At 62.8% G+C, this 18106-nt stretch carries 16 protein-coding genes; 11 read left to right on the forward strand and 5 right to left on the reverse strand.

The annotated features are described in order from the left end of the window. Position 1 precedes the first annotated feature (1 nt). Complete coding sequence (locus WA950_RS10580) at positions 2-1084, forward strand: acyl-CoA dehydrogenase family protein (protein WP_424551667.1); 1083 nt, start codon at positions 2-4, stop codon at positions 1082-1084. Here the strand turns inward: WA950_RS10580 and WA950_RS10585 are convergent. Next, positions 1017-2924 carry a LysR family transcriptional regulator gene (locus WA950_RS10585; protein ID WP_424551668.1) on the reverse strand — a complete coding sequence of 636 codons (1908 nt, stop codon included), beginning with the start codon at positions 2922-2924 and terminating at the stop codon, positions 1017-1019. The two genes, WA950_RS10580 and WA950_RS10585, sit on opposite strands and share 68 nt — an antisense overlap. Positions 2925-3142: 218 nt before the next feature. Then, positions 3143-4093: a CBS domain-containing protein gene (locus WA950_RS10590; RefSeq protein ID WP_424551669.1), complete on the reverse strand. Its 951-nt coding sequence runs from the start codon at positions 4091-4093 to the stop codon at positions 3143-3145. Positions 4094-4300: 207 nt separating this feature from the next. On the opposite strand from WA950_RS10590, the gene WA950_RS10595 reads away from it, so the two are divergent. After that, positions 4301-4504: a hypothetical protein gene (locus WA950_RS10595; protein ID WP_424551670.1), complete on the forward strand. Its 204-nt coding sequence runs from the start codon at positions 4301-4303 to the stop codon at positions 4502-4504. A 39-nt stretch (positions 4505-4543) separates the two neighbouring features. Here the strand turns inward: WA950_RS10595 and WA950_RS10600 are convergent, their stop codons facing one another. Next, positions 4544-5425 (reverse strand): LysR family transcriptional regulator, encoded by an 882-nt coding sequence (locus tag WA950_RS10600; protein ID WP_424551671.1) that lies wholly within the window; start codon positions 5423-5425, stop codon positions 4544-4546. 320 nt (positions 5426-5745) lie between these two features. Between WA950_RS10600 and WA950_RS10605 the strand changes: the two genes are divergently transcribed. Then, complete coding sequence (locus WA950_RS10605; protein ID WP_424551672.1) at positions 5746-5895, forward strand: hypothetical protein; 150 nt, start codon at positions 5746-5748, stop codon at positions 5893-5895. Between the two features lie 145 nt (positions 5896-6040). Here WA950_RS10605 and katG read toward each other — a convergent pair whose 3' ends face one another. After that, entirely contained in the window at positions 6041-8215 is a 2175-nt protein-coding gene (gene katG, locus WA950_RS10610; RefSeq protein ID WP_424551673.1) for a catalase/peroxidase HPI, read from the reverse strand. A 167-nt stretch (positions 8216-8382) separates the two neighbouring features. Between katG and WA950_RS10615 the strand changes: the two genes are divergently transcribed. After that, complete coding sequence (locus WA950_RS10615) at positions 8383-9297, forward strand: hydrogen peroxide-inducible genes activator (RefSeq protein WP_424551674.1); 915 nt, start codon at positions 8383-8385, stop codon at positions 9295-9297. A gap of 61 nt (positions 9298-9358) precedes the next feature. On the opposite strand, the gene WA950_RS10620 is transcribed toward WA950_RS10615, so the two are convergent. Continuing rightward, the gene (locus WA950_RS10620) at positions 9359-10390 is read right to left on the reverse strand and encodes a LacI family DNA-binding transcriptional regulator (RefSeq protein ID WP_424551675.1); all 1032 of its coding nucleotides are present in this window, start codon (positions 10388-10390) and stop codon (positions 9359-9361) included. Between the two features lie 306 nt (positions 10391-10696). Here WA950_RS10620 and WA950_RS10625 point away from each other — a divergent pair, with 306 nt between their 5' ends. The 7 genes from WA950_RS10625 to WA950_RS10655 all read left to right on the forward strand — a co-directional run bounded on the left by WA950_RS10625 (position 10697) and on the right by WA950_RS10655 (position 17892). Further along, positions 10697-11998: an ABC transporter substrate-binding protein gene (locus tag WA950_RS10625; RefSeq protein WP_424551734.1), complete on the forward strand. Its 1302-nt coding sequence runs from the start codon at positions 10697-10699 to the stop codon at positions 11996-11998. 103 nt (positions 11999-12101) lie between these two features. Then, positions 12102-13049 carry a carbohydrate ABC transporter permease gene (locus WA950_RS10630; RefSeq protein ID WP_424551676.1) on the forward strand — a complete coding sequence of 316 codons (948 nt, stop codon included), beginning with the start codon at positions 12102-12104 and terminating at the stop codon, positions 13047-13049. Further along, on the forward strand, positions 13046-13987 hold the full coding sequence (locus WA950_RS10635; RefSeq protein WP_424551677.1) for a carbohydrate ABC transporter permease: 942 nt from the start codon (positions 13046-13048) through the stop codon (positions 13985-13987). Before WA950_RS10630 ends, WA950_RS10635 begins: the two co-directional genes overlap by 4 nt. After that, a complete protein-coding gene (locus WA950_RS10640; RefSeq protein WP_424551678.1) occupies positions 13984-14172 on the forward strand; it encodes a hypothetical protein in 189 nt (62 codons plus the stop codon). The genes WA950_RS10635 and WA950_RS10640 overlap by 4 nt, the downstream gene beginning before the upstream one ends. A gap of 4 nt (positions 14173-14176) precedes the next feature. Then, positions 14177-15274 (forward strand): ABC transporter ATP-binding protein, encoded by a 1098-nt coding sequence (locus WA950_RS10645; protein WP_424551679.1) that lies wholly within the window; start codon positions 14177-14179, stop codon positions 15272-15274. After that, on the forward strand, positions 15267-16262 hold the full coding sequence (locus WA950_RS10650; protein ID WP_424551680.1) for an ABC transporter ATP-binding protein: 996 nt from the start codon (positions 15267-15269) through the stop codon (positions 16260-16262). Before WA950_RS10645 ends, WA950_RS10650 begins: the two co-directional genes overlap by 8 nt. 10 nt (positions 16263-16272) lie before the next feature. Next, on the forward strand, positions 16273-17892 hold the full coding sequence (locus WA950_RS10655; protein ID WP_424551681.1) for a dihydroxyacetone kinase subunit DhaK: 1620 nt from the start codon (positions 16273-16275) through the stop codon (positions 17890-17892). The last annotated feature ends 214 nt before the right edge of the window (positions 17893-18106 follow it).

An 18106-nucleotide genomic window follows, 5' to 3' on the forward strand; every position in this document is an offset into this window, starting at 1 on the left:
GATGAGCAACATTCTTGACGACGAAATGCGGATGCTCGGTGAGACGGTCGCGCGCTATGTCTCCGACCGCAAGGGCACAACGCCGGCGGCCTCCGATGGTGATTGGCAGGAGCTTGCCGACCTCGGCTGGCTCTCCCTTCCCTATGCCGAGGAGGTAGGCGGCCTTGGCTTCGGTATGCCGGGCGTTGCGGAGGTCATGAAGGGGCATGGCAGCGGGCTGCTGAAAACGCCTTATTTGCCGTTCGTGGTTCTTTCCGGCGGCGTTCTGGCGCGCTGCCCGAATGGCGCCGAGCGCCTTGCGGAGGTGATGGCCGGCGAATTGAGGGTGGCGCCTGCCTTCCGGATAGCCGGAACGGAGCGCGAAGGCGGTGCGCCGAAGCTGATCGCGACCCCGGATGCGGACGGTTTTCGCATCAACGGCGAGGAGGTACACGTTCTCTCGCTCGAAGAGACCGATGCCGTGCTCGTGCCGGCCCTGATCGAGGCAAGCGGCAAGATCGGCCTGTTCCTCGTGTCGTTGGACACATCCTGCCTGACGAAGAGTATCCATACGCTGGTCGACGGGCGGAGCGCCGGCTATGTCTCCTTCGCCGACGTTCATGTGCCTTCGACGGCGCGTGTCGATGGGGGCATCGACGTCCCTGCCGTTCTCGATGCGGTTTGGGCGGAGGCGCTGATTGCCGCCGCTTCGGAAAACCTCGGGGCGATGGAGCAACTCTACGAGCAGACGCTGGACTACGCCAAGTTGCGCCAGCAGTTCGGACGTCCGATCGGGTCTTTCCAGTCCTTGCAATTCCGGCTGGTGGACATGTGGATCAAGCTGGACGAGGCGCGATGCCTGGTCGCGGCCGCTGCGGCAACGCGGGACGACAAGGAGATCGCATCGCTTGCTGCCGCCGCCTGGATCCAGACGGTGTGGTCGGGACGGCTCATCGGCGAGGAGGCGATCCAGATCCACGGTGCGATCGGCATGACGGAGGAAGCCGCCGTCGGTCAATATTTCAAGCGCGTGCTGGTCAATGAACTTCTGTTCGGCGCGCCGGAACGTCATCTTGCCCGTTATCGCTCGCTTCGAGTGAATTGAAGTCCACGGAAACCAGGTGGCGCCGGAGCGTTCCAACGAGCGCGCGTTCGATCTCGGTCAGGCTGCGGTCGGTCGAGAAAAGGATCGACAGCCGGCGGTAGATGACCGGATCGACGATGGGGTTGAACTGGAAGATGCCTTCTGAAACGAAGGGGCGGACGGATGCTTCGGGCATGACGGTGACGAGCTGCATTCGCCGCACGAGCGCCAGGACCATGGGAAGGGAGTTCACTTCCATCTGAGGCGTGATTGCAAGCCCGGTGCTTTCGGCGGCACGGTCGAGCAATTGCCTGAGGCCGAAGATCTCGCTGGGCAGCACCAGCGGCATGGTCGTGACCTGCGCGAAGGTAACATCGCCCGGCGGCAGCAGCTTGCTGCCGGCCCCGGCGACGACCACCAGCTTGTCCTGGCTGTGCAGATCGAGCTGCAATGAGCGCGACACATGCGCCTCGACTATCCCGAAGCTGATCTGGCCCGCTTCCACCCAGCGCCGCAGGGCGTTCGCCGGTGCTTCGACGACTTGCAGCTTCACGCTCGGGAATGCGTTTGTCCATTCGTCCAGTGCACCAGCAAGCGCCTCGACGAGCGCGCCGTTGTGATTGACGAGCGGAATGACGCCGATCGACAACCGTTCGCCCTGGGCCGAGGCGAAGCGGCTTGCCCGCGACGCCACGTGCTCGCACTTCTCCACCGCCGTATTGAAGAGATAGGCGAGTGCATGCGTGCCCGATGTCGGCTTCAGGCCGGTGCGATGCCGTTCGAACAGCGGCTTGCCGACGACGGATTCGAGTTTGCGCAACTGATTGGACAGAGCCGGCTGGACGACATGCAGCTTGCGCGCGGCCGCAGTCATGTTCAACTGGTCGAGCAGTGTCAGAAAATAGCGCATCTGCCGCAGCGTTATACTCGGATTGTAGAGAACCGATCTGTCGGGCTCCTTGAGGATTTTCTGGAGCAGCTGGAGATAGGCCTTGGCGGAGGAACTGCCTGCGCAGGCGCGGGCGACAACCGGGCTGGTGAGTTCGGCGGGCAGGCTGACGTGATCGAGCTGAAGCCGCGAAAGCCCACCGGCGACAAGGCTGCGCGGGGCCAGCAGGGCGAAGGGGCGTGCATCGCGTGAGAGCCTCGGAAACGTCCCGACATCCTCCTCGATGACGACAGGCGCCGGCAGGCCGTGGCGCAGGCAGTAGTTGCGGGCGTGCTGTATCTGCGCCGGAAGCAGCGGGGGAAGCAGCAATGGCAGGCCGCGCAGGTCTGCAAAGCCGATGACACGGCCCTGTTCAGCGCTGCGGTTGAAATTCGTGATCGCGATCCAGTCATCCTCAAACAGCAAAGTGTCCTGTCCGAGATCGTGCTCTCCCGCATAATCGATGGTGATGTTTTCGACCGGTTGCCCTTCGGCTTGCCCCGGCACGGCGCGTGCCTTTTCGCCAACGATTGCGTCGGCGCGAAAGCGTACGCGCGCCACGACCTGCGGATGCTCCTCGCGCAAGGCCCGCACCGCAAGGCTGGCGGCGCGCGACAGCCGCCCCAGCATGAACTGTAGCGGCGTCGTTATCTCCAGACGGCTGAACTGGGCGGGGTCGTCGAAGGGCAATGCCGATTCTGCGGTCTCGACAAGCTGCAGCACTGGCTCGACATTCTGGTAAAGCCAGCGCGCGGCTTCGCTGGGAAAGTGTCCGATCGGTCCGCGCTGAAACAGTTTGATCCCCAGTTCCTGCTCCAGCAGGTTGAGGTTTTCGCTGAGAGCGGAGGCCGATATGCCGGCCTGAGCGGCTGCTTCGGCGTGGTTCTTGTGCTGGCAGGCCAGGATGAAATAGGAGAGTTGCCGCAGTTCCATCTGTCTTGCCCTTCAAATCCGGCTCTCCCGCCTGCAGCACGCCTGTTTGCGTCAGAAGGGGAGTTCAGTGCAAGCACCACTTAGCACGCGATTTGAATGAAAGCAGTTGCTGTTTGACGCCGGAGGAGAGCCAAAGGGCAGGACGTTGGCGGCCGGGCGGCAGGCCATCATCCGGCGGGGCTGTTTCGCCTCGCCGGGGTCCGATCGTCCACTGTGATCTACATCATGCCGTACGTGATCGGAACGGTCGTGCGGTGATCGCTGACGGCGCGAACGCCGGGGATGTTTTCAGCCAGAATATGTGTGGCTTTCCGCTCTTCTTCCGAGATGCATACGCCCCAGAATGCGACGATCCCGTCGCTGACGGTTACGTTCGCATCCGCTTCGGAGAGCCAGGCTTCCGAACGCAGGGCATCCATGATGTCCGTGTGGATGCGGCTGTCGTCGGTCTTGTCCACGGGGCATGAAGAACGCCCCGCGGCGAGGATCGCCTTCACGAGGTCCGTCTTGCTGACCATGCCGACAACCTGCTCGTCGCGCATGACCGGAACGCGTCTGATCCGGTTGCGCTCCAGCAGGGCGATAATGTCGGCGACCGGCGTCGTTTCGGTAACCGTCACGACGTCCGCCGTCATCACATCGGCGACATGCACGGAGTGAGACTTGATATAGTCCGCCGCCAGGACGGCATTGCCCTTGAAAAACCGGAGCCACCAGGGGCGAGACTGGAGGTCCGTGCCGATTTCCATTCGATGGAGCAAGTCGCCTTCGCTGACGATCCCGCGCAGCACGCCGTTGTCGATCACCGGTACACCGCTTATCCCGTGCGATATGAGGATGTCGGCGACCTCCGCCACAGTGCTTTCCAGCCCCACCGAAACGGCCGACGATGTCATGATATCTTTCGCGATCAACATCTTGTTCCCTTTCTCCAAGACAGTGTGTTGCCTGTCGTTCTGTCTGGCAGGCGAGTGGGCGTGAATACAGATTGCGTGGTGAATTTCCCTCGCATGGAAGGAACAGGCCACCAGATCGCGGCGGCGGTGCCGGGCGCTTTTGCGGCCTTGTCTGCAAGGGAGGCAATCATCATCGTTACTCCGCAGATGCCCGTTGTTCGGCAACCTCGGGCGATCAGCCCGGAATTCGAGGCTGCCGAGGGAGTTTTTCAATGCAGCCTGAAAACATAGTCCACCCTCTTTGAGGGCAAGGCAAATGAATTTTATTTCCGGTTGAGGGCAGTATTCTTGCACTGAAATACGAACTGCAAATGTCGATATCCGTGCGTCCGAGGGGATTTTCGCCCGCTACAATCGACTGGCGCCAATTGGGCGAACCGGCAGCCAGCGGGGATTGCCTGCCTGATCCGGAGGAGTGCCATGACCACATGGGAAGACCTGAGCGCCGATGAGCAGACGGCTCTCAAGCGCATGAACCGCGGCCCCTATCCTGCGCTCTCGAAGGACCTTGCGGCGCGCTTGATCGTTCTCGGATTGGCGGAGGAAAGGCCGGCCGGAATCGGCATCAACCGGGCGGGGCGCGAGCTGGTCATCAACCACCTGATCGGCGCGGGCAAGGACTGACGAGGCCGGCCGCTCCCGAATTATGAAACGGCTTGCCAGTCAGAGGAACTGCCGTTTCGCATTTGCGGCTCGCGATGCATCTACCACCGCCTTCAGTCCGTGCAGGGCTTCCTTCAGGTCGGCGCGGCCCTCGCTCGCTTCCGGATAGACGGCATAGGCCGGGTAGGTGAATTCAGGCGAGCCCTTGACCGCCTCCAGTTCACCCGATTCGATGAACGGCTGTACGGCGCCCTTGCGGAAATAGCCCATGCCGCCGGCTCGCAGAATGTAGCTCAAGCCGAGCGGCCCAAGGCCGACCATCAATCCTGGCTCGTCGGTGGATGTCGATCCGGCATCGAGCTGCGTCGCGAACAACGGTCCCCAATCGACGTGAACGTACTGCCTTGCCGCGTCCGGTCCGCCCTTGTCGCTGGTGCTGCGCACGAGCATCAACTGCTCCTCCTCGATGAGTTCCACGCGAAAGCCGGAAAGCAGTTTCGGCGCGTAGACCACCGCGAGGTCGAGAACGCCGGTGCGAAGCTGCTCGAAAAGCTGATCCGGCACGCCGACCTGCGCCCGCAGCGCGATTTCAGGCTTGCTCCGCTTCATCCAGATCAGCCAGTCGAGCAAAAGCGGATTCCACAGGCTGAGCTCACCGCCGAGGGCAATCATGCTTGTCTGGCCCGCAGGTATTGCCAGTTGGTGGCGGGCCCGTTCCCACACCTGCACGAAAGACACGGCAAACCGCTCGAATTCCTTTCCTGCGGCCGTCAGATGCGCGCCATTGCGATTGCGCACGAACAATTGGCGGCCGAGTTCCTCCTCAAGCGTGCGAATTCGTGCGCTCACCGTGGTCTGGGTAACGTGCAGTCGTTCCGCAGCCCGAAGGAAGCTGCCGACATGTACAATCTCAAGAAACGTCCGCGCCCGATCGATATCCATCCGCTTCCCCCTTGCTGCAAATTTATTGCATGGATGCAGCAGTTAATTCTGTTTGTTTTCTGCTTTCAAGGGGAGCGCTCTGACCGGGGCGGTTGTGCGGGGAGCAGGCTGGGGCGATCCGGCCGGACTCAGGCAATGTCCCGAAGGACGCGCGCATCAGTCAGGCGCGGCGCGGCTGGCCTGAAAACGGGCCGGGAGCGCGCAAATAATTCGACAATTTTTCAACAGCTTGGATGAGCCTTCCGCACGCGGCATTTTTGTCGCGTCGCAACGCAAGTTAATGTGGTATATGATTTACCACATTAACAGGGAGGGTGTTCATGACGGATGATGAGACGCGCAAGCCAGGTGTTTTCTCAAGCGAGCAGGTGAGCGGAAGGGACCTCGATGGCAGCAGCCTGATGCCGATGCTCATCGTAGGGCTTATCCTCGTATCGGTCGGCTATTTGGCGCTGATGGCCTTTTTCTAGGTTTCACCGTGGGCGACGAAGCGCTGAAACGAGGCGAATGAAACCGAACTGGCGGCCTTTGGCCGGCATCGGGACGTCCGGCATCCCGTGCATGACGCCTTCCCCGCTTGAATGAGGGGAAGGCGTTGTTTGGTCGATTGAAGGATCAGGCAGCCAGATCGAAACGATCGGCGTTCATGACCTTCGTCCAGGCGGCAACGAAGTCCATCACGAACTTCTCCTTGTTGTCGTCCTGGGCGTAGACTTCCGCATAGGCGCGAAGGACCGAGTTGGAGCCGAAGACCAGGTCGACGCGGGTCGCCGTGTACTTGGCCGCGCCGGTCTTGCGGTCGCGGATTTCATACCGGTTGTTGCCGGTCGGAACCCAGGAATAGGCCATGTCCGTCAGCGTGACGAAGAAGTCCGTCGTCAGCGCCCCGGCCTGCTGCGTGAAGACGCCGTGCGCGGTGCCGGCATGGTTCGTGCCGATGACACGCAGACCGCCGACGAGGGCCGTCATTTCGGGCGCCGTCAGGCCCATGAGCTGGGCGCGGTCGAGCAGCAGCTCTTCCGGGCTCACCACATAGTCCGCCTTCTGCCAGTTGCGGAAACCGTCGGCCAGCGGCTCGAGCGGAGCGAAGCTGTCCGCGTCGGTCTGCTCGGCGGTGGCATCGCCACGGCCCGGGGCGAAGGGCACCTGGATGTCGAAGCCTGCGGCCTTAGCTGCCTGCTCGACGCCGTAATTGCCGGCGAGCACGATGACGTCGGCAAGGCTTGCGCCCGATGCAGCGGCAATCGGCTCCAGCACTGCGAGGATGCGGGCCAGACGTGCCGGCTCGTTGCCCTCCCAGTCCTTCTGCGGGGCAAGGCGGATCCGGGCGCCGTTCGCGCCGCCGCGGAAGTCCGAACCGCGGAAGGTGCGGGCGCTGTCCCATGCCGTGGCGACGAGGTCAGCGGCGGCAAGGCCGGACGCTGCGATCTTCGCCTTGACGGCCTGAACGTCGTAGTCCGTGCGGCCAGCCGGAATCGGATCCTGCCAGATAAGATCTTCAGCGGGAACATCCGGGCCGAAATAGCGGGACTTCGGGCCGACGTCGCGATGCGTCAGCTTGAACCAGGCACGCGCGAAGGCGTCCGAGAACGCGGCGAAGTCGTTCATGAAACGCAGCGAAATATCGCGGTAGATCGGGTCTACCTTCAGCGCCATGTCCGCATCGGTCATCATCGGCATGACGCGGATGGAGGCATCCTCGACGTCGACCGGCTTGTCCTGCTCGGCGATGATGATCGGCGCCCACTGGGCTGCGCCTGCCGGGCTGTGCGTCAGGGTCCACTCATGCTTGAACAACATTTCGAAGAAGCCGTTGTCCCACTTGGTGGGCTCGGCCGTCCAGGCGCCCTCGATGCCGGAAGCGACCGTGTCGCGGCCGATACCGCGGCCCTTGGTGTTCATCCAGCCGAGGCCCTGGAATTCCGGGCCTGCGGCTTCCGGAACGGGGCTGAGATCGCCTGCATTGCCGTTGCCATGGGACTTGCCGATGGTGTGGCCGCCGGCGGTGAGGGCGACGGTTTCCTCATCGTCCATGCCCATGCGGGCGAAGGTCTCGCGCATCTGCGCTGCCGTCGCCAGCGGATCGGACTTGCCGTTCACGCCTTCCGGGTTGACGTAGATGAGGCCCATCTGCACGGCGGCAAGCGGGTTTTCCAGCGTTTCGGGCTTGGTGACGTCGCCGTAGCGGCCGTCGCTCGGCGCCAGCCACTGCTTCTCATCACCCCAATAGACGTCCTTTTCCGGGTGCCAGATGTCCTCGCGGCCGAAGGCGAAGCCGAAGGTTTTCAGGCCTGCGACGTCGTAGGCAATGGTGCCGGCAAGCGCGATAAGGTCGGCCCAGGAGAGCTTGTTGCCGTACTTCTTCTTGATCGGCCAGAGAATGCGGCGGCCCTTGTCGGTGTTGACGTTGTCCGGCCACGAGTTGAGCGGGGCGAAGCGCTGGTTGCCGGCGCCGGCGCCACCACGGCCGTCGGAGGTGCGGTAGGAGCCCGCAGCATGCCAGGAGACGCGCGCCATCATGCCGACATAGCTGCCCCAGTCGGCCGGCCACCATTCCTGGCTGTCCGTCATCAGCGCGCGCAGGTCTGCCTTCAGCGCTTCGACGTCAAGCTTCTTGAGTTCGTCGCGATAGTTGAAGCCCTTGCCGAGCGGATTGGTCTTGACGTCGTGCTGGTGCAGGATGTCGAGGTTCAGGGCATTCGGCCACCATTCCATGACGGATTTGCCTTGGGCGGTCGCGCCGCCATGCATGACCGGACACTTGCCGGCGGTGTTCATCTTCGTATCCATTTGATCCTCCAACGGATTTTCTTGGTTCTACAGGAGACAGCGGGGAGGCTTTCAAGGGCGAGTCTTTTCGATCGGCCTCGCCCCGAGCCGTCCGGGTGAAGACGGTGTAGCAGAGCCAATCCATAAATTCCAATTGTAAAAACTAAAGGCAGTGATAGGCTAAGATTATGATTGGATTGACCATGAAGCATCTCCGCTATTTCGAAGCGCTTGCCCGGATCGGGCATTTCGGCCGTGCGGCGGAAAGCTGTGCCATTTCGCAGCCCGCGCTGTCCGTGCAGATACGGGAACTGGAGGGTCTCCTCGGCGCACCGCTTGTGGAAAGAGGGGGGCGGCGCATCCGGCTGACTGGTCTTGGCGAGGAGTTTGCCGGGCGCACCCGTGCGATCCTGCGCGCTGTCGATGAACTGGAAGACCTCGGGCGGGCCGCGCACGGGCCGCTCGTGGGCCGCCTTCGTCTCGGCATCATCCCGACGATCGCGCCCTATCTGCTTCCGGGCGTCATAAAGGCGCTCACGCAGCTTTATCCCGGCCTCGATCTGCGGCCGAGAGAAGCGGTGACGCAAAGGCTGATCGAAGACCTGACCGAAGCGCGGCTCGATGCGGCAATCGTGGCCCTGCCGATTTCGGAGCCGGCTCTGGAGGAGGTGCCGCTCTTCGACGAAGAATTCGTGCTGGTGCGCCCCCTGGAGGATGCGGGCAAGCCCGTTCCGGCTTCCGACAGGCTTCACGAGATGCGTCTGCTTCTTCTGGAGGAGGGGCATTGCTTCCGTGACCAGGCGCTTTCGGTCTGCAACATTGCCGCCTCTTCGACGCGTGACCTGATGGAAGGGAGCTCGCTTTCGACGCTCGTTCAGATGGTCGGTGCCGGTATCGGCATAACGCTCATTCCGGAGATGGCGGTCGATACCGAAACACGGTCCTCCTCGGTATGCGTGTCCCGGCTTGCCGGATCCAGGCCGACGCGCAAGATCGGGATGGTGTGGCGCAAGACCAATCCCTTGTTGGCGCAGTTCGCCCGCATTGCCGATATCGTTCGGGAAACCGGGCTGAGGCAGAGGCAACTGAACAACGCCGCTTGAATTGGAATAGCGTCATCAGCCTTTCCGAGGGCGGCCGTTGAGGCAGCAGTGCCGGCCCCGGTCATTCGAACTGGAGGTTCTCCTTGAGCAGGACTTCTATGCGGATGCGTTCCTGCGAGGCGACAAGCTCCCGGTGATCGGAGCGCGCGCGCATGATGCGTAGCGCGCTTCTGACGGCGTGGCCGGGATCCTGGGCGATGACGGCGTCGATGCGCTCGTCCATCAGCGCCTGTTCGCTGAAGGGCGTGCGCTCATGCGCGATGACGGTCAGCGGGCGGGAGCCCTGCGCATTCCAGACGGCGGCCAGCGGCGCCCTCGGCTCCGAACTCAGGACATAGACGGCAACGGTATCCGGGTTGTGCTGAAGGGTGCGCCGGATGATGAGGTCGGCGCGCGCTTCGTCGGCATAGGTCTCCAGCGACGGCAGGCTCTGGAGATGGGGAAACCGGGTGTTGACGATGCTGTCGAAGCCGCGGCGGCGCTGGATGCTGTCGAGGGCCATCATGGTTTCCGCCACGACCATGATCTTGCCGGGGCGCTCGCCGACGAAGCGGCCGGCGATCTTGCCGGCGGTCGCCCCGGCGGCAAAGTTGTCGATCCCCACATAATCCGCACTCTCCAGCCGTTCCTGGCCCGAGAGGAACTGCACGACCTTTACGTCCCGCTCGACAAGGCGAACCAGCGCGTCGCGTACCTGCGGCGATTCCGGCGCCATCACGGCAACGCCGTCGACGGCGTCGTGGTCGATGGTGGTGAGATATTTGGCGATGCGGTGCGGGTCGTTCATCGGGATCCGCACGGCCTCGACCTCGGTCGAATCGGCGCGCAGTGCCTCCTTCGCCTCGTTCACCCGCGCAAGCAGTTCCATCAGGTACTGATCGCCCGAGGTCGGCAGGACGAAACGGAAGCGATAGGTCTTGTTGCGCGCGAGCGCGACCGCGGCGGGGTTGCGTATGAATCCGATTCGCTCGATGGCCTCGGACACCTTCCTTGCAGCCTTCGGGCTGACATTCGGCCGCTCGTTGAGGACGCGGTCCACGGTCGCAAGGCTGACGCCCGCGGCTTCTGCCAGATCTTTTGCGGTTGGCCGCATTCTCCGCTCTCTTTCACGACGACGTGATCCTTTCGCGATTTCTCTAGCAAAAGCAGGCGAAAAGCAACGATTGATGTGCGCACCTCAAAAATCACTTGCATTGAGGTGCGCACCTCAATATGACTCCTGTCGTGGCCACCGGGAGGAACGGCAAGCCACACAGGCGGCGCGGAGGAGGCTGGCTCGCATCAGGGCCATCGGAGGTCATTTCGCGTCTGTTGCCCGCAAAGGGCGTTGTCAGCCTTCCGATGGGGTCGGAAGGCGAGGGAGGAGGTCCCCGCCATGAAATTTCGCCATGCCACGTCAATGGCCGCTTTCGCTGCGCTTCTGGCCGCCGGTACAAGCCAGGCCAGTGCAAAGGATTTGACTCTTTGCTGGGCCGCCTGGGATCCGGCAAATGCGCTCGTCGAACTCAGCAAGGATTTCGAGGCCAAGAGCGGCGTCAAGATGAAATTCGAGTTCGTGCCCTGGCCGAACTTCGCCGACCGCATGCTCAACGAGCTGAATTCCGGCGGCAAGCTCTGCGATCTGATGATCGGCGACAGCCAGTGGATCGGCGGCGCGGCGGAGAACGGTCAGTACGTCAAGCTCAACGATTTCTTCGACAAGGAAGGGATCAAGATGAGCGATTTCATTCCGGCGACCGTCGTCGGCTATGCCGAATGGCCGAAGAATTCACCGAACTACTGGGCGATGCCGGCCTTTGGCGATGTCGTCGGCTGGAGCTACCGCAAGGACTGGTTCGCCCGGCCCGAACTTCAGGCGGAGTTCAAGGAAAAATACGGCCGCGAACTGGCCGTGCCGAAGACCTTTGGCGAGCTGAAGGACATCGCCCAGTTCTTCCAGAAGCGCGAGATCGACGGCAAGACGGTCTATGGCGCTGCGATCTATACCGAGCGCGGCTCCGAGGGCATCACCATGGGCGTCATGGATGTGCTCTACAGCTTTGGTTTCAAATACGAAAATCCGGACAAGCCCTATGATCTGCAGGGCTATGTGAACTCCGCCGAGGCGGTGAAGGGCCTGGAGTACTATAAGGAACTCTACGACTGCTGCACGCCGCCCGGCCATTCCGACGCCTACATGTCGGAGGATATCGACGCCTACAAGTCGGGTCAGGTCGCCCTGCACATGAACTTCGCCTTCACCTGGCCGGGCATCCATGCCGATGCCAATGTCGGCGGCGATAAATCGGGCTACTTCCCCAATCCGGCGGGACCCGATGGCGCGGCCTATGCCCAGCTCGGCGGCCAGGGCATTTCAGTCGTCTCCACGTCGGAGAAGCAGGAGGATGCGCTGGCCTACATCAAATGGTTCGCGCAGCCGGAGGTCCAGCAGAAGTGGTGGCAGATGGGCGGCTATTCGGCGCTGCTCAAGGTGGTCGAGGACCCCGGTTTCGCCACCAGCCAGCCCTATGCGCAGACCTTCCTGGATTCCATGGCCATCGTGCAGGATTTCTGGGCGGAGCCTAGCTACGCCTCGCTGCTGCAGGCGGCGCAGAAGCGCTTCCATGACTATGTGATCGCCGGCCAGGGCTCCGCTCAGGATGCGCTCGACGGCCTGGTCAAGGACTGGACGCAGGTCTTCGACGACGAAGGCAAGTACTGACGCCATCAGCCGTGTGCCCGCGCCTCCCAGCGGGACCGGCGCGGCTGGAGCCGGGGTTCTGCCCCGGCTCTGTCGCCGCCCAAGCTGAAATCAGGGGAATACCATGCTGAAATCATCCGTGGACCGGGTCGCCGAAGCGACGCCGCATGCCATCGCCAAACGCATGCACGGCCTGTCCGACCGCGCGCTCGCCTGGCTTTTCGTTGCTCCGTCGATCGTGCTGCTTCTTGCAATCAACATCTTCCCGCTTATCTGGACGATCCGACTGAGTTTCACCAATTTTCGGGTCAATCGGCCCAATGCCGAGGTCGAATTCGTCGGGCTCAAGAACTACCTGAATATCCTGTCCGACAAGGATATCTGGTTGACGATGCAGGCGACGGCCCATTTCCTGATCTGGACGATCGTCCTGCAGGTCCTGATCGGCTTCACGCTTGCCTATCTGATCAACAAGAAATTCCGCGGCAACGACCTGTGGACGACGATTATCGTGCTGCCGATGATGCTGAGCCCCGCGGTGGTCGGCAATTTCTGGACGTTTCTCTACCAGCCGCAGATCGGCCTCTTCAACTATGCGGTCGGCTTTCTCACCGGCGCGGATCCATCCAGCTTTTCGATGATCGGCGACGTGTCGCTGGCCCCCTGGGCGATTGTCATCGTCGATACCTGGATGTGGACGCCCTTCGTGATGCTGATCTGCCTTGCCGGCCTTCGCTCCATTCCGGGCAGCATCTACGAGGCGGCCGAATGCGACCGGGCCAGTAAGTGGCGGCAATTCTGGACGATCACCATTCCGCTTGTCCTGCCCTTCCTGATGCTCGCCGTGCTCTTCCGCGGCATCGAGAACTTCAAGATGTTCGATCTCGTCGTGCAACTGACCGGCGGCGGGCCGGGCTCGATCACCGAGCTTACCTCGATCAACCTGAAGCGTGAGGCCTTCGAGAAGTGGCGCACGGGCTACGCCTCCGCCTATGCCGTCATCCTCTTCGTCACGGTCTTCGGCCTCGCCTCGATCTATGTCAAAGCCCTGAACAAGGTGAAGCAACGATGAGCACCTATTCCATCACCGAGCCGTCGCTCCGGCAGAAGTGGTTTGCCGGGAGCCTGGTCGTCCTCTACGCGCTGATCACCATTCTGCCGCTCGCCTGGATCATTGCGACGAGCTTCAAGAGCCCGTCCGACGCCATCGCCTATCCCCCGAAAACCTTCTTCACGCCCACGGTGGAAGGCTATGTCAACGTCTTCACCACGCGCACCCGCCTTTCGGAAGAGCAGTTGCAGGCGCTGGGCGAGCCGCAGACCTGGTACGACAAGCTGGTGCGCAAGGATGGGCTCGTCATTTCCGGCCCCTCGCGTTTCGCCGAGCGTTTTACCAATTCGGTGATCATCGGCTTCGGCTCGACGGTGCTGTGCATCGTGCTCGGCACGGCGGCGGCCTACGCCTTCTCCCGTTTCAAAGTGCCGCTGAAGGATGATCTTCTGTTCTTCATCCTCTCGACGCGCATGATGCCGCCGATCGCCGTTGCCATCCCGATCTTCCTGATGTTTCGTTCGCTCGGCCTCAGCGATACCCATGCCGGCATGATCCTGCTCTATACCGCCGTGAACCTCTCGCTCTCGGTCTGGTTGCTCAAGGGGTTCATCGACGAGATTCCGATCGAATACGAGGAGGCGGCGCTGATCGACGGCTATACCCGCTTCCAGGCCTTCTACAAGGTCGTGCTGCCGCAGGCGGCGACGGGCATCGCCTCCACCGCGATCTTCTGCCTGATCTTTGCCTGGAACGAATATGCCTTCGCCGTGCTGCTCACGTCCGGCAATGCCCAGACGGCGCCGCCCTTCATTCCCACCATCATCGGTGTCAGCGGTCAGGACTGGCCGGCCGTTGCAGCCGGGGCGACCCTCTTCCTCGTGCCGGTCATGGTGTTCACCATTCTTCTGCGCAAGCATCTCCTGCGCGGCATCACCTTCGGAGCAGTCCGCAAATGACAAGATTTCTCACAGGCTTGCTGCATTTCAGGCGGAGTGCCTGGGAAATGCTGGCCTCCGTGCTCATCGCAGCCGGCGTCGTCATGCTCATGCAGCCTTTCGCTCTCGTGCTCTATTCCTGGTCCTTCCTCGTAACCTTGCTGGGCACGGTGATGTTCATCGTCGTCAGCCATTTCCCGGAGTAGGCCGATGGCTCAGATCAGAATCCAGAACGTGCGCAAGGAATTCGGCGCCTTCACCGCTGTCCGATCCTCCACCTTCACCATCGAGGACGGCGAGTTCTTCATGCTGCTCGGCCCCTCCGGCTGCGGAAAGACGACGACACTGCGCATGATGGCCGGCCTCGAACTGCCGACGTCTGGGGAGATTTTCATCGACGGCGAAGAGGTCGGCATGAAGCCGGCAAGCCAGCGTGACATCGCCTTCGTCTTCCAGATGTTCGCGCTCTACCCGCATATGAATGTGCGCAAGAACATCTCCTATCCGCTGGTGAGCCAGGGCATGAAGCGCGAGGACGTGAAGACCCGCGTCGCCGAGGTCGCCCGCATCCTCAAGATCGAGCATATCCTCGACAGGCCGGTCGGCGGGCTTTCCGGCGGCGACCGGCAGCGCGTGGCGCTCGGCCGCGCCATCGTGCGCCGTCCGAAGGCCTTCTTCATGGACGAACCGCTCGGCGCGCTCGACGCCGAATTTCGCGAGCACATGGCCGAAGAACTGCGTGCGCTGCACGATCGCATGGGCGCCACCACGGTCTATGTGACGCATGACCAGCTTGAAGCGATGCAGATGGGCGACAAGATCGTGGTCATGAACCATGGCGTGGTGGAGCAGTTCGGCCGGCCGCAGCAGATCTATGATTGGCCGGCCACGAAATTCGTCGCCCAGTTCATCGGCTCCCCGTCCATGAACTTTCTGAATTTCGAGGGCATGATCGGCATCAACGGCGACAGCGTCGATCTCGGTGCGGTCAAGGTGAAGGTTCCAGCCGCGCGCGAAGGCCGTGCCGGCCAGCTGACGCTCGGCGTTCGGCCGGAGCATGTGAAGTTCCGGGACGATGCTTCCTATCGCGGCCGCGTCATCGCCGTCGAATATCTCGGCACGACGCAGATCGTGACGCTTGTAACCGAACACGGCGAGGTGAAGGCGCGCATTCCATCCAGTCATGTCGTGCGTGAGGATGAACTGGTCGGTCTCGATTTCGATGCGCGAACCCTTTCGCTCTTCGATGCCGAAAGCGGCAAGGCGCTCGTCTCCGAGGCCAATGAAGGAGTGCTGCGACATGGCTGAAGTCGTCCTTGAAAATGTGACGAAGACTTTCAATGGAACCGTCGCCCTCGACAATGTATCGCTGACGGTCCCGGACGGCTCCTTCGTCGTGCTGCTCGGTCCGACGGGGGCGGGCAAGACGACGACGTTGCGCATGGTCTCGGGTCTCGATGCGCCCGACAGCGGCGAAGTCTATATCGCCGGGAGATCGATGAAGGGGCTGTCGCCGGCCGAGCGCAATGTCGCCATGGTGTTCCAGCAATACTCGCTTTATCCGCACCTCACCGTTCGCCAGAATCTGGAGTTTCCGCTGAAATCCCCGCTTCTGAAAACGCCGAGGGCGGAGATCGACCGGAAGGTGAAGGAAGTCGCAGAAGTCCTGCAGATTACCCACAAGCTGGACAACAAGGCGACGGCGCTTTCGGGCGGGGAGATGCAGCGTGTCTCCATCGGCCGCGCCCTGGTGCGAAACCCGCAGATATTTCTTATGGACGAGCCGTTGAGTTCGCTCGATGCGAAGCTGCGCGCGGACCTGCGCATCGAATTGAAACGCATCCAGGCGAAATTGGGCGCGACCCTCATCTATGTCACCCACGACCAGATCGAGGCGATGACCATGGCCACCCATGTCGGCGTGCTGAACGAGGGGCGGCTGGTGCAGTTCGGCTCGCCACGCGAGGTCTATGAGCAGCCCGTCAGCGTCTATGCCGCGACCCGCCTCGGCCAGCCGCGGATCAACATGCTGCCGGCCGAGCTTTTCGCCGGCGCTCCGGCGCAGGCAAAAAGTATCGGCCTTCGCCCGGAGCATATTACTCAAGGCGAGGGGGAGGAGGCGCTGGTCAAGCGCGTCGAGCATCTCGGCGACCAGACGCGCCTGCACCTTTCCTTCAAGAGGCACGACCTCATCACCGTCACCGACGCCCACACGCCGCTCAAGGGCGGCGAGACCATCCGCATCCAACCCTCTCGGCCGCTCTACTTCGATGCGGCGGGCATGCTTCTAGCTTAAGGAGATTTCCATGGCGCAATTCATCAACAAGCGCGAAGACGTCGTCACCGAGGCGATCGACGGCGTGCTGGCTCTTTCGGGCGGCGCGCTTACCCGCCTCGACGGCTATCCGCATATCCGCGTCGTACTGCGCAGCGACTGGGACAAGTCGAAGGTGGCGATCGTTTCCGGTGGTGGCTCCGGGCACGAGCCCGCCCATGTCGGTTTCGTCGGCAAGGGCATGCTGACGGCGGCCGTCTGCGGTGATGTCTTCGCCTCGCCGAGCGTCGATGCCGTGCTGGCCGGAATCCTGGCGGTGACCGGGCCGGCCGGGTGTCTCCTCGTCGTCAAGAACTATACGGGCGACCGGCTGAATTTCGGCCTTGCCGCGGAGCGGGCCCGTGCCTTCGGGCTCAATGTCTCGATGGTGATCGTCGGCGACGACATCGCGCTTCCCGACCTGCCGCAGGCCCGTGGTGTTGCGGGCACGCTCCTCGTGCACAAGATCGCCGGTGCGCTCGCCGAACAGGGTGCCGACCTCGAAACGGTGACGGCGGCGGCAAGGCGCGTCATCGCCGGCACGCGCTCTATCGGCATGTCGCTCGATACCTGCCGCGTTCCCGGCTCGCCGAAGGAGGATCGCATACCGGAGGGCAAGGCCGAACTCGGTCTCGGCATTCACGGTGAAGCCGGCGTGGAGCAGATCGATTTCGCCGGCGCCCGTTCCTCCGTCGCAACCATGGTGGAGCGGCTTGCCGCCGTGATGGGCGAGGGCCCGCACGTCGCGCTGATCAACAATCTCGGCGGCACTTCCGTCCTGGAAATGTCGGTGCTCGCCCACGATCTCCTCGGCTCGTCCGTGGGCGCAAGGATCACGCATGCAATCGGCCCGGCGCCGCTGATGACCTCGCTCGACATGCAGGGATTTTCGATCTCCGTCTTTGCTGCCGATGCGGCCGAGCTGGAATTGCTGAAGGCTCCCGTGCCGATCGCGGCCTGGCCGGGGATTTGCGAGGTTCGTCCGATCGCGATCGCCTCCCTGCCGGATGGCCTAACGCCGATTGCGCCGATGCCGTCGGACCACGCGGCGACACGCCAGTTCCTGATCGATTGCTGCAACGTGCTCGTCGCCGCCGAGCGCGATCTCAACACCCTTGATGCGAAATCCGGCGACGGGGACACGGGATCGACACTGGCGGGGGCCGCCCGTGCGCTGATCAATGCGATCGATCGCCTGCCGCTGTCGGATCATACCCAGCTGCTGCGCGCCATCGGGCAGGAGCTGAGCCAGACGATGGGTGGCTCCTCCGGCGTGCTGCTTGCCATCTTCTTCGCCGCCGCCGGCGATGGGGCGTCCAGCGGCCTGCCTATGCGCGAAGCCCTGCGCGCCGGCCTTGCCCGCATGCAGGAAATCGGCGGCGCTGAGATCGGCGACCGGACGATGGTCGACGCCCTTTCTCCGGCGCTCGATGCGCTCGGTGAAAGCCTGTCGGCCGCCGCGGGCGCGGCGCGGGAGGGGGCGAACTTCACCGCGACCCTCACCCGCGCGAAAGCCGGTCGCGCGGCCTATATCAATGCGAAGCAGCTCGAGGGTCACGTCGATCCCGGTGCGGAAGCAGTCGCCCGCCTCTTCGAGCATCTGGCGTCCTGACGAATCAATGCTTGAGGCAGGGGGCGTACAGTGTTTCCCGAGCCCGCGCGCCCTGCCGCGCGGGCCCGCAACCCTCAACCAAAGGGAGGGGGCGGGGATGGAAAGGGAGTAGACGGAGTAGGTGTTTCAGGCAAATTTCACCTTCACGTCACACGCCTCGACCTTTTGCTCAAATGTTGGGCGGCGGCGTCAAACGCTATGCTTGCATCGTCGT

Source organism: Shinella sp. (assembly GCF_049651085.1).
In the GTDB taxonomy this organism is placed as follows: domain Bacteria; phylum Pseudomonadota; class Alphaproteobacteria; order Rhizobiales; family Rhizobiaceae; genus Shinella.

Bases quoted from the DNA above. Each gene is read 5' to 3' on its own strand.
- WA950_RS10580 (WP_424551667.1), top strand. From the start codon at position 2: ATGAGCAACATTCTTGACGACGAAATGCGGATGCTCGGTGAGACGGTC.
- WA950_RS10585 (WP_424551668.1), bottom strand. From the start codon at position 2,924: ATGGAACTGCGGCAACTCTCCTATTTCATCCTGGCCTGCCAGCACAAG.
- WA950_RS10595 (WP_424551670.1), top strand. From the start codon at position 4,301: ATGACCACATGGGAAGACCTGAGCGCCGATGAGCAGACGGCTCTCAAG.
- WA950_RS10600 (WP_424551671.1), bottom strand. From the start codon at position 5,425: ATGGATATCGATCGGGCGCGGACGTTTCTTGAGATTGTACATGTCGGC.
- WA950_RS10605 (WP_424551672.1), top strand. From the start codon at position 5,746: ATGACGGATGATGAGACGCGCAAGCCAGGTGTTTTCTCAAGCGAGCAG.
- katG (WP_424551673.1), bottom strand. From the start codon at position 8,215: ATGGATACGAAGATGAACACCGCCGGCAAGTGTCCGGTCATGCATGGC.
- WA950_RS10615 (WP_424551674.1), top strand. From the start codon at position 8,383: ATGATTGGATTGACCATGAAGCATCTCCGCTATTTCGAAGCGCTTGCC.
- WA950_RS10620 (WP_424551675.1), bottom strand. From the start codon at position 10,390: ATGCGGCCAACCGCAAAAGATCTGGCAGAAGCCGCGGGCGTCAGCCTT.
- WA950_RS10625 (WP_424551734.1), top strand. From the start codon at position 10,697: ATGGCCGCTTTCGCTGCGCTTCTGGCCGCCGGTACAAGCCAGGCCAGT.
- WA950_RS10630 (WP_424551676.1), top strand. From the start codon at position 12,102: ATGCTGAAATCATCCGTGGACCGGGTCGCCGAAGCGACGCCGCATGCC.
- WA950_RS10635 (WP_424551677.1), top strand. From the start codon at position 13,046: ATGAGCACCTATTCCATCACCGAGCCGTCGCTCCGGCAGAAGTGGTTT.
- WA950_RS10640 (WP_424551678.1), top strand. From the start codon at position 13,984: ATGACAAGATTTCTCACAGGCTTGCTGCATTTCAGGCGGAGTGCCTGG.
- WA950_RS10645 (WP_424551679.1), top strand. From the start codon at position 14,177: ATGGCTCAGATCAGAATCCAGAACGTGCGCAAGGAATTCGGCGCCTTC.
- WA950_RS10650 (WP_424551680.1), top strand. From the start codon at position 15,267: ATGGCTGAAGTCGTCCTTGAAAATGTGACGAAGACTTTCAATGGAACC.
- WA950_RS10655 (WP_424551681.1), top strand. From the start codon at position 16,273: ATGGCGCAATTCATCAACAAGCGCGAAGACGTCGTCACCGAGGCGATC.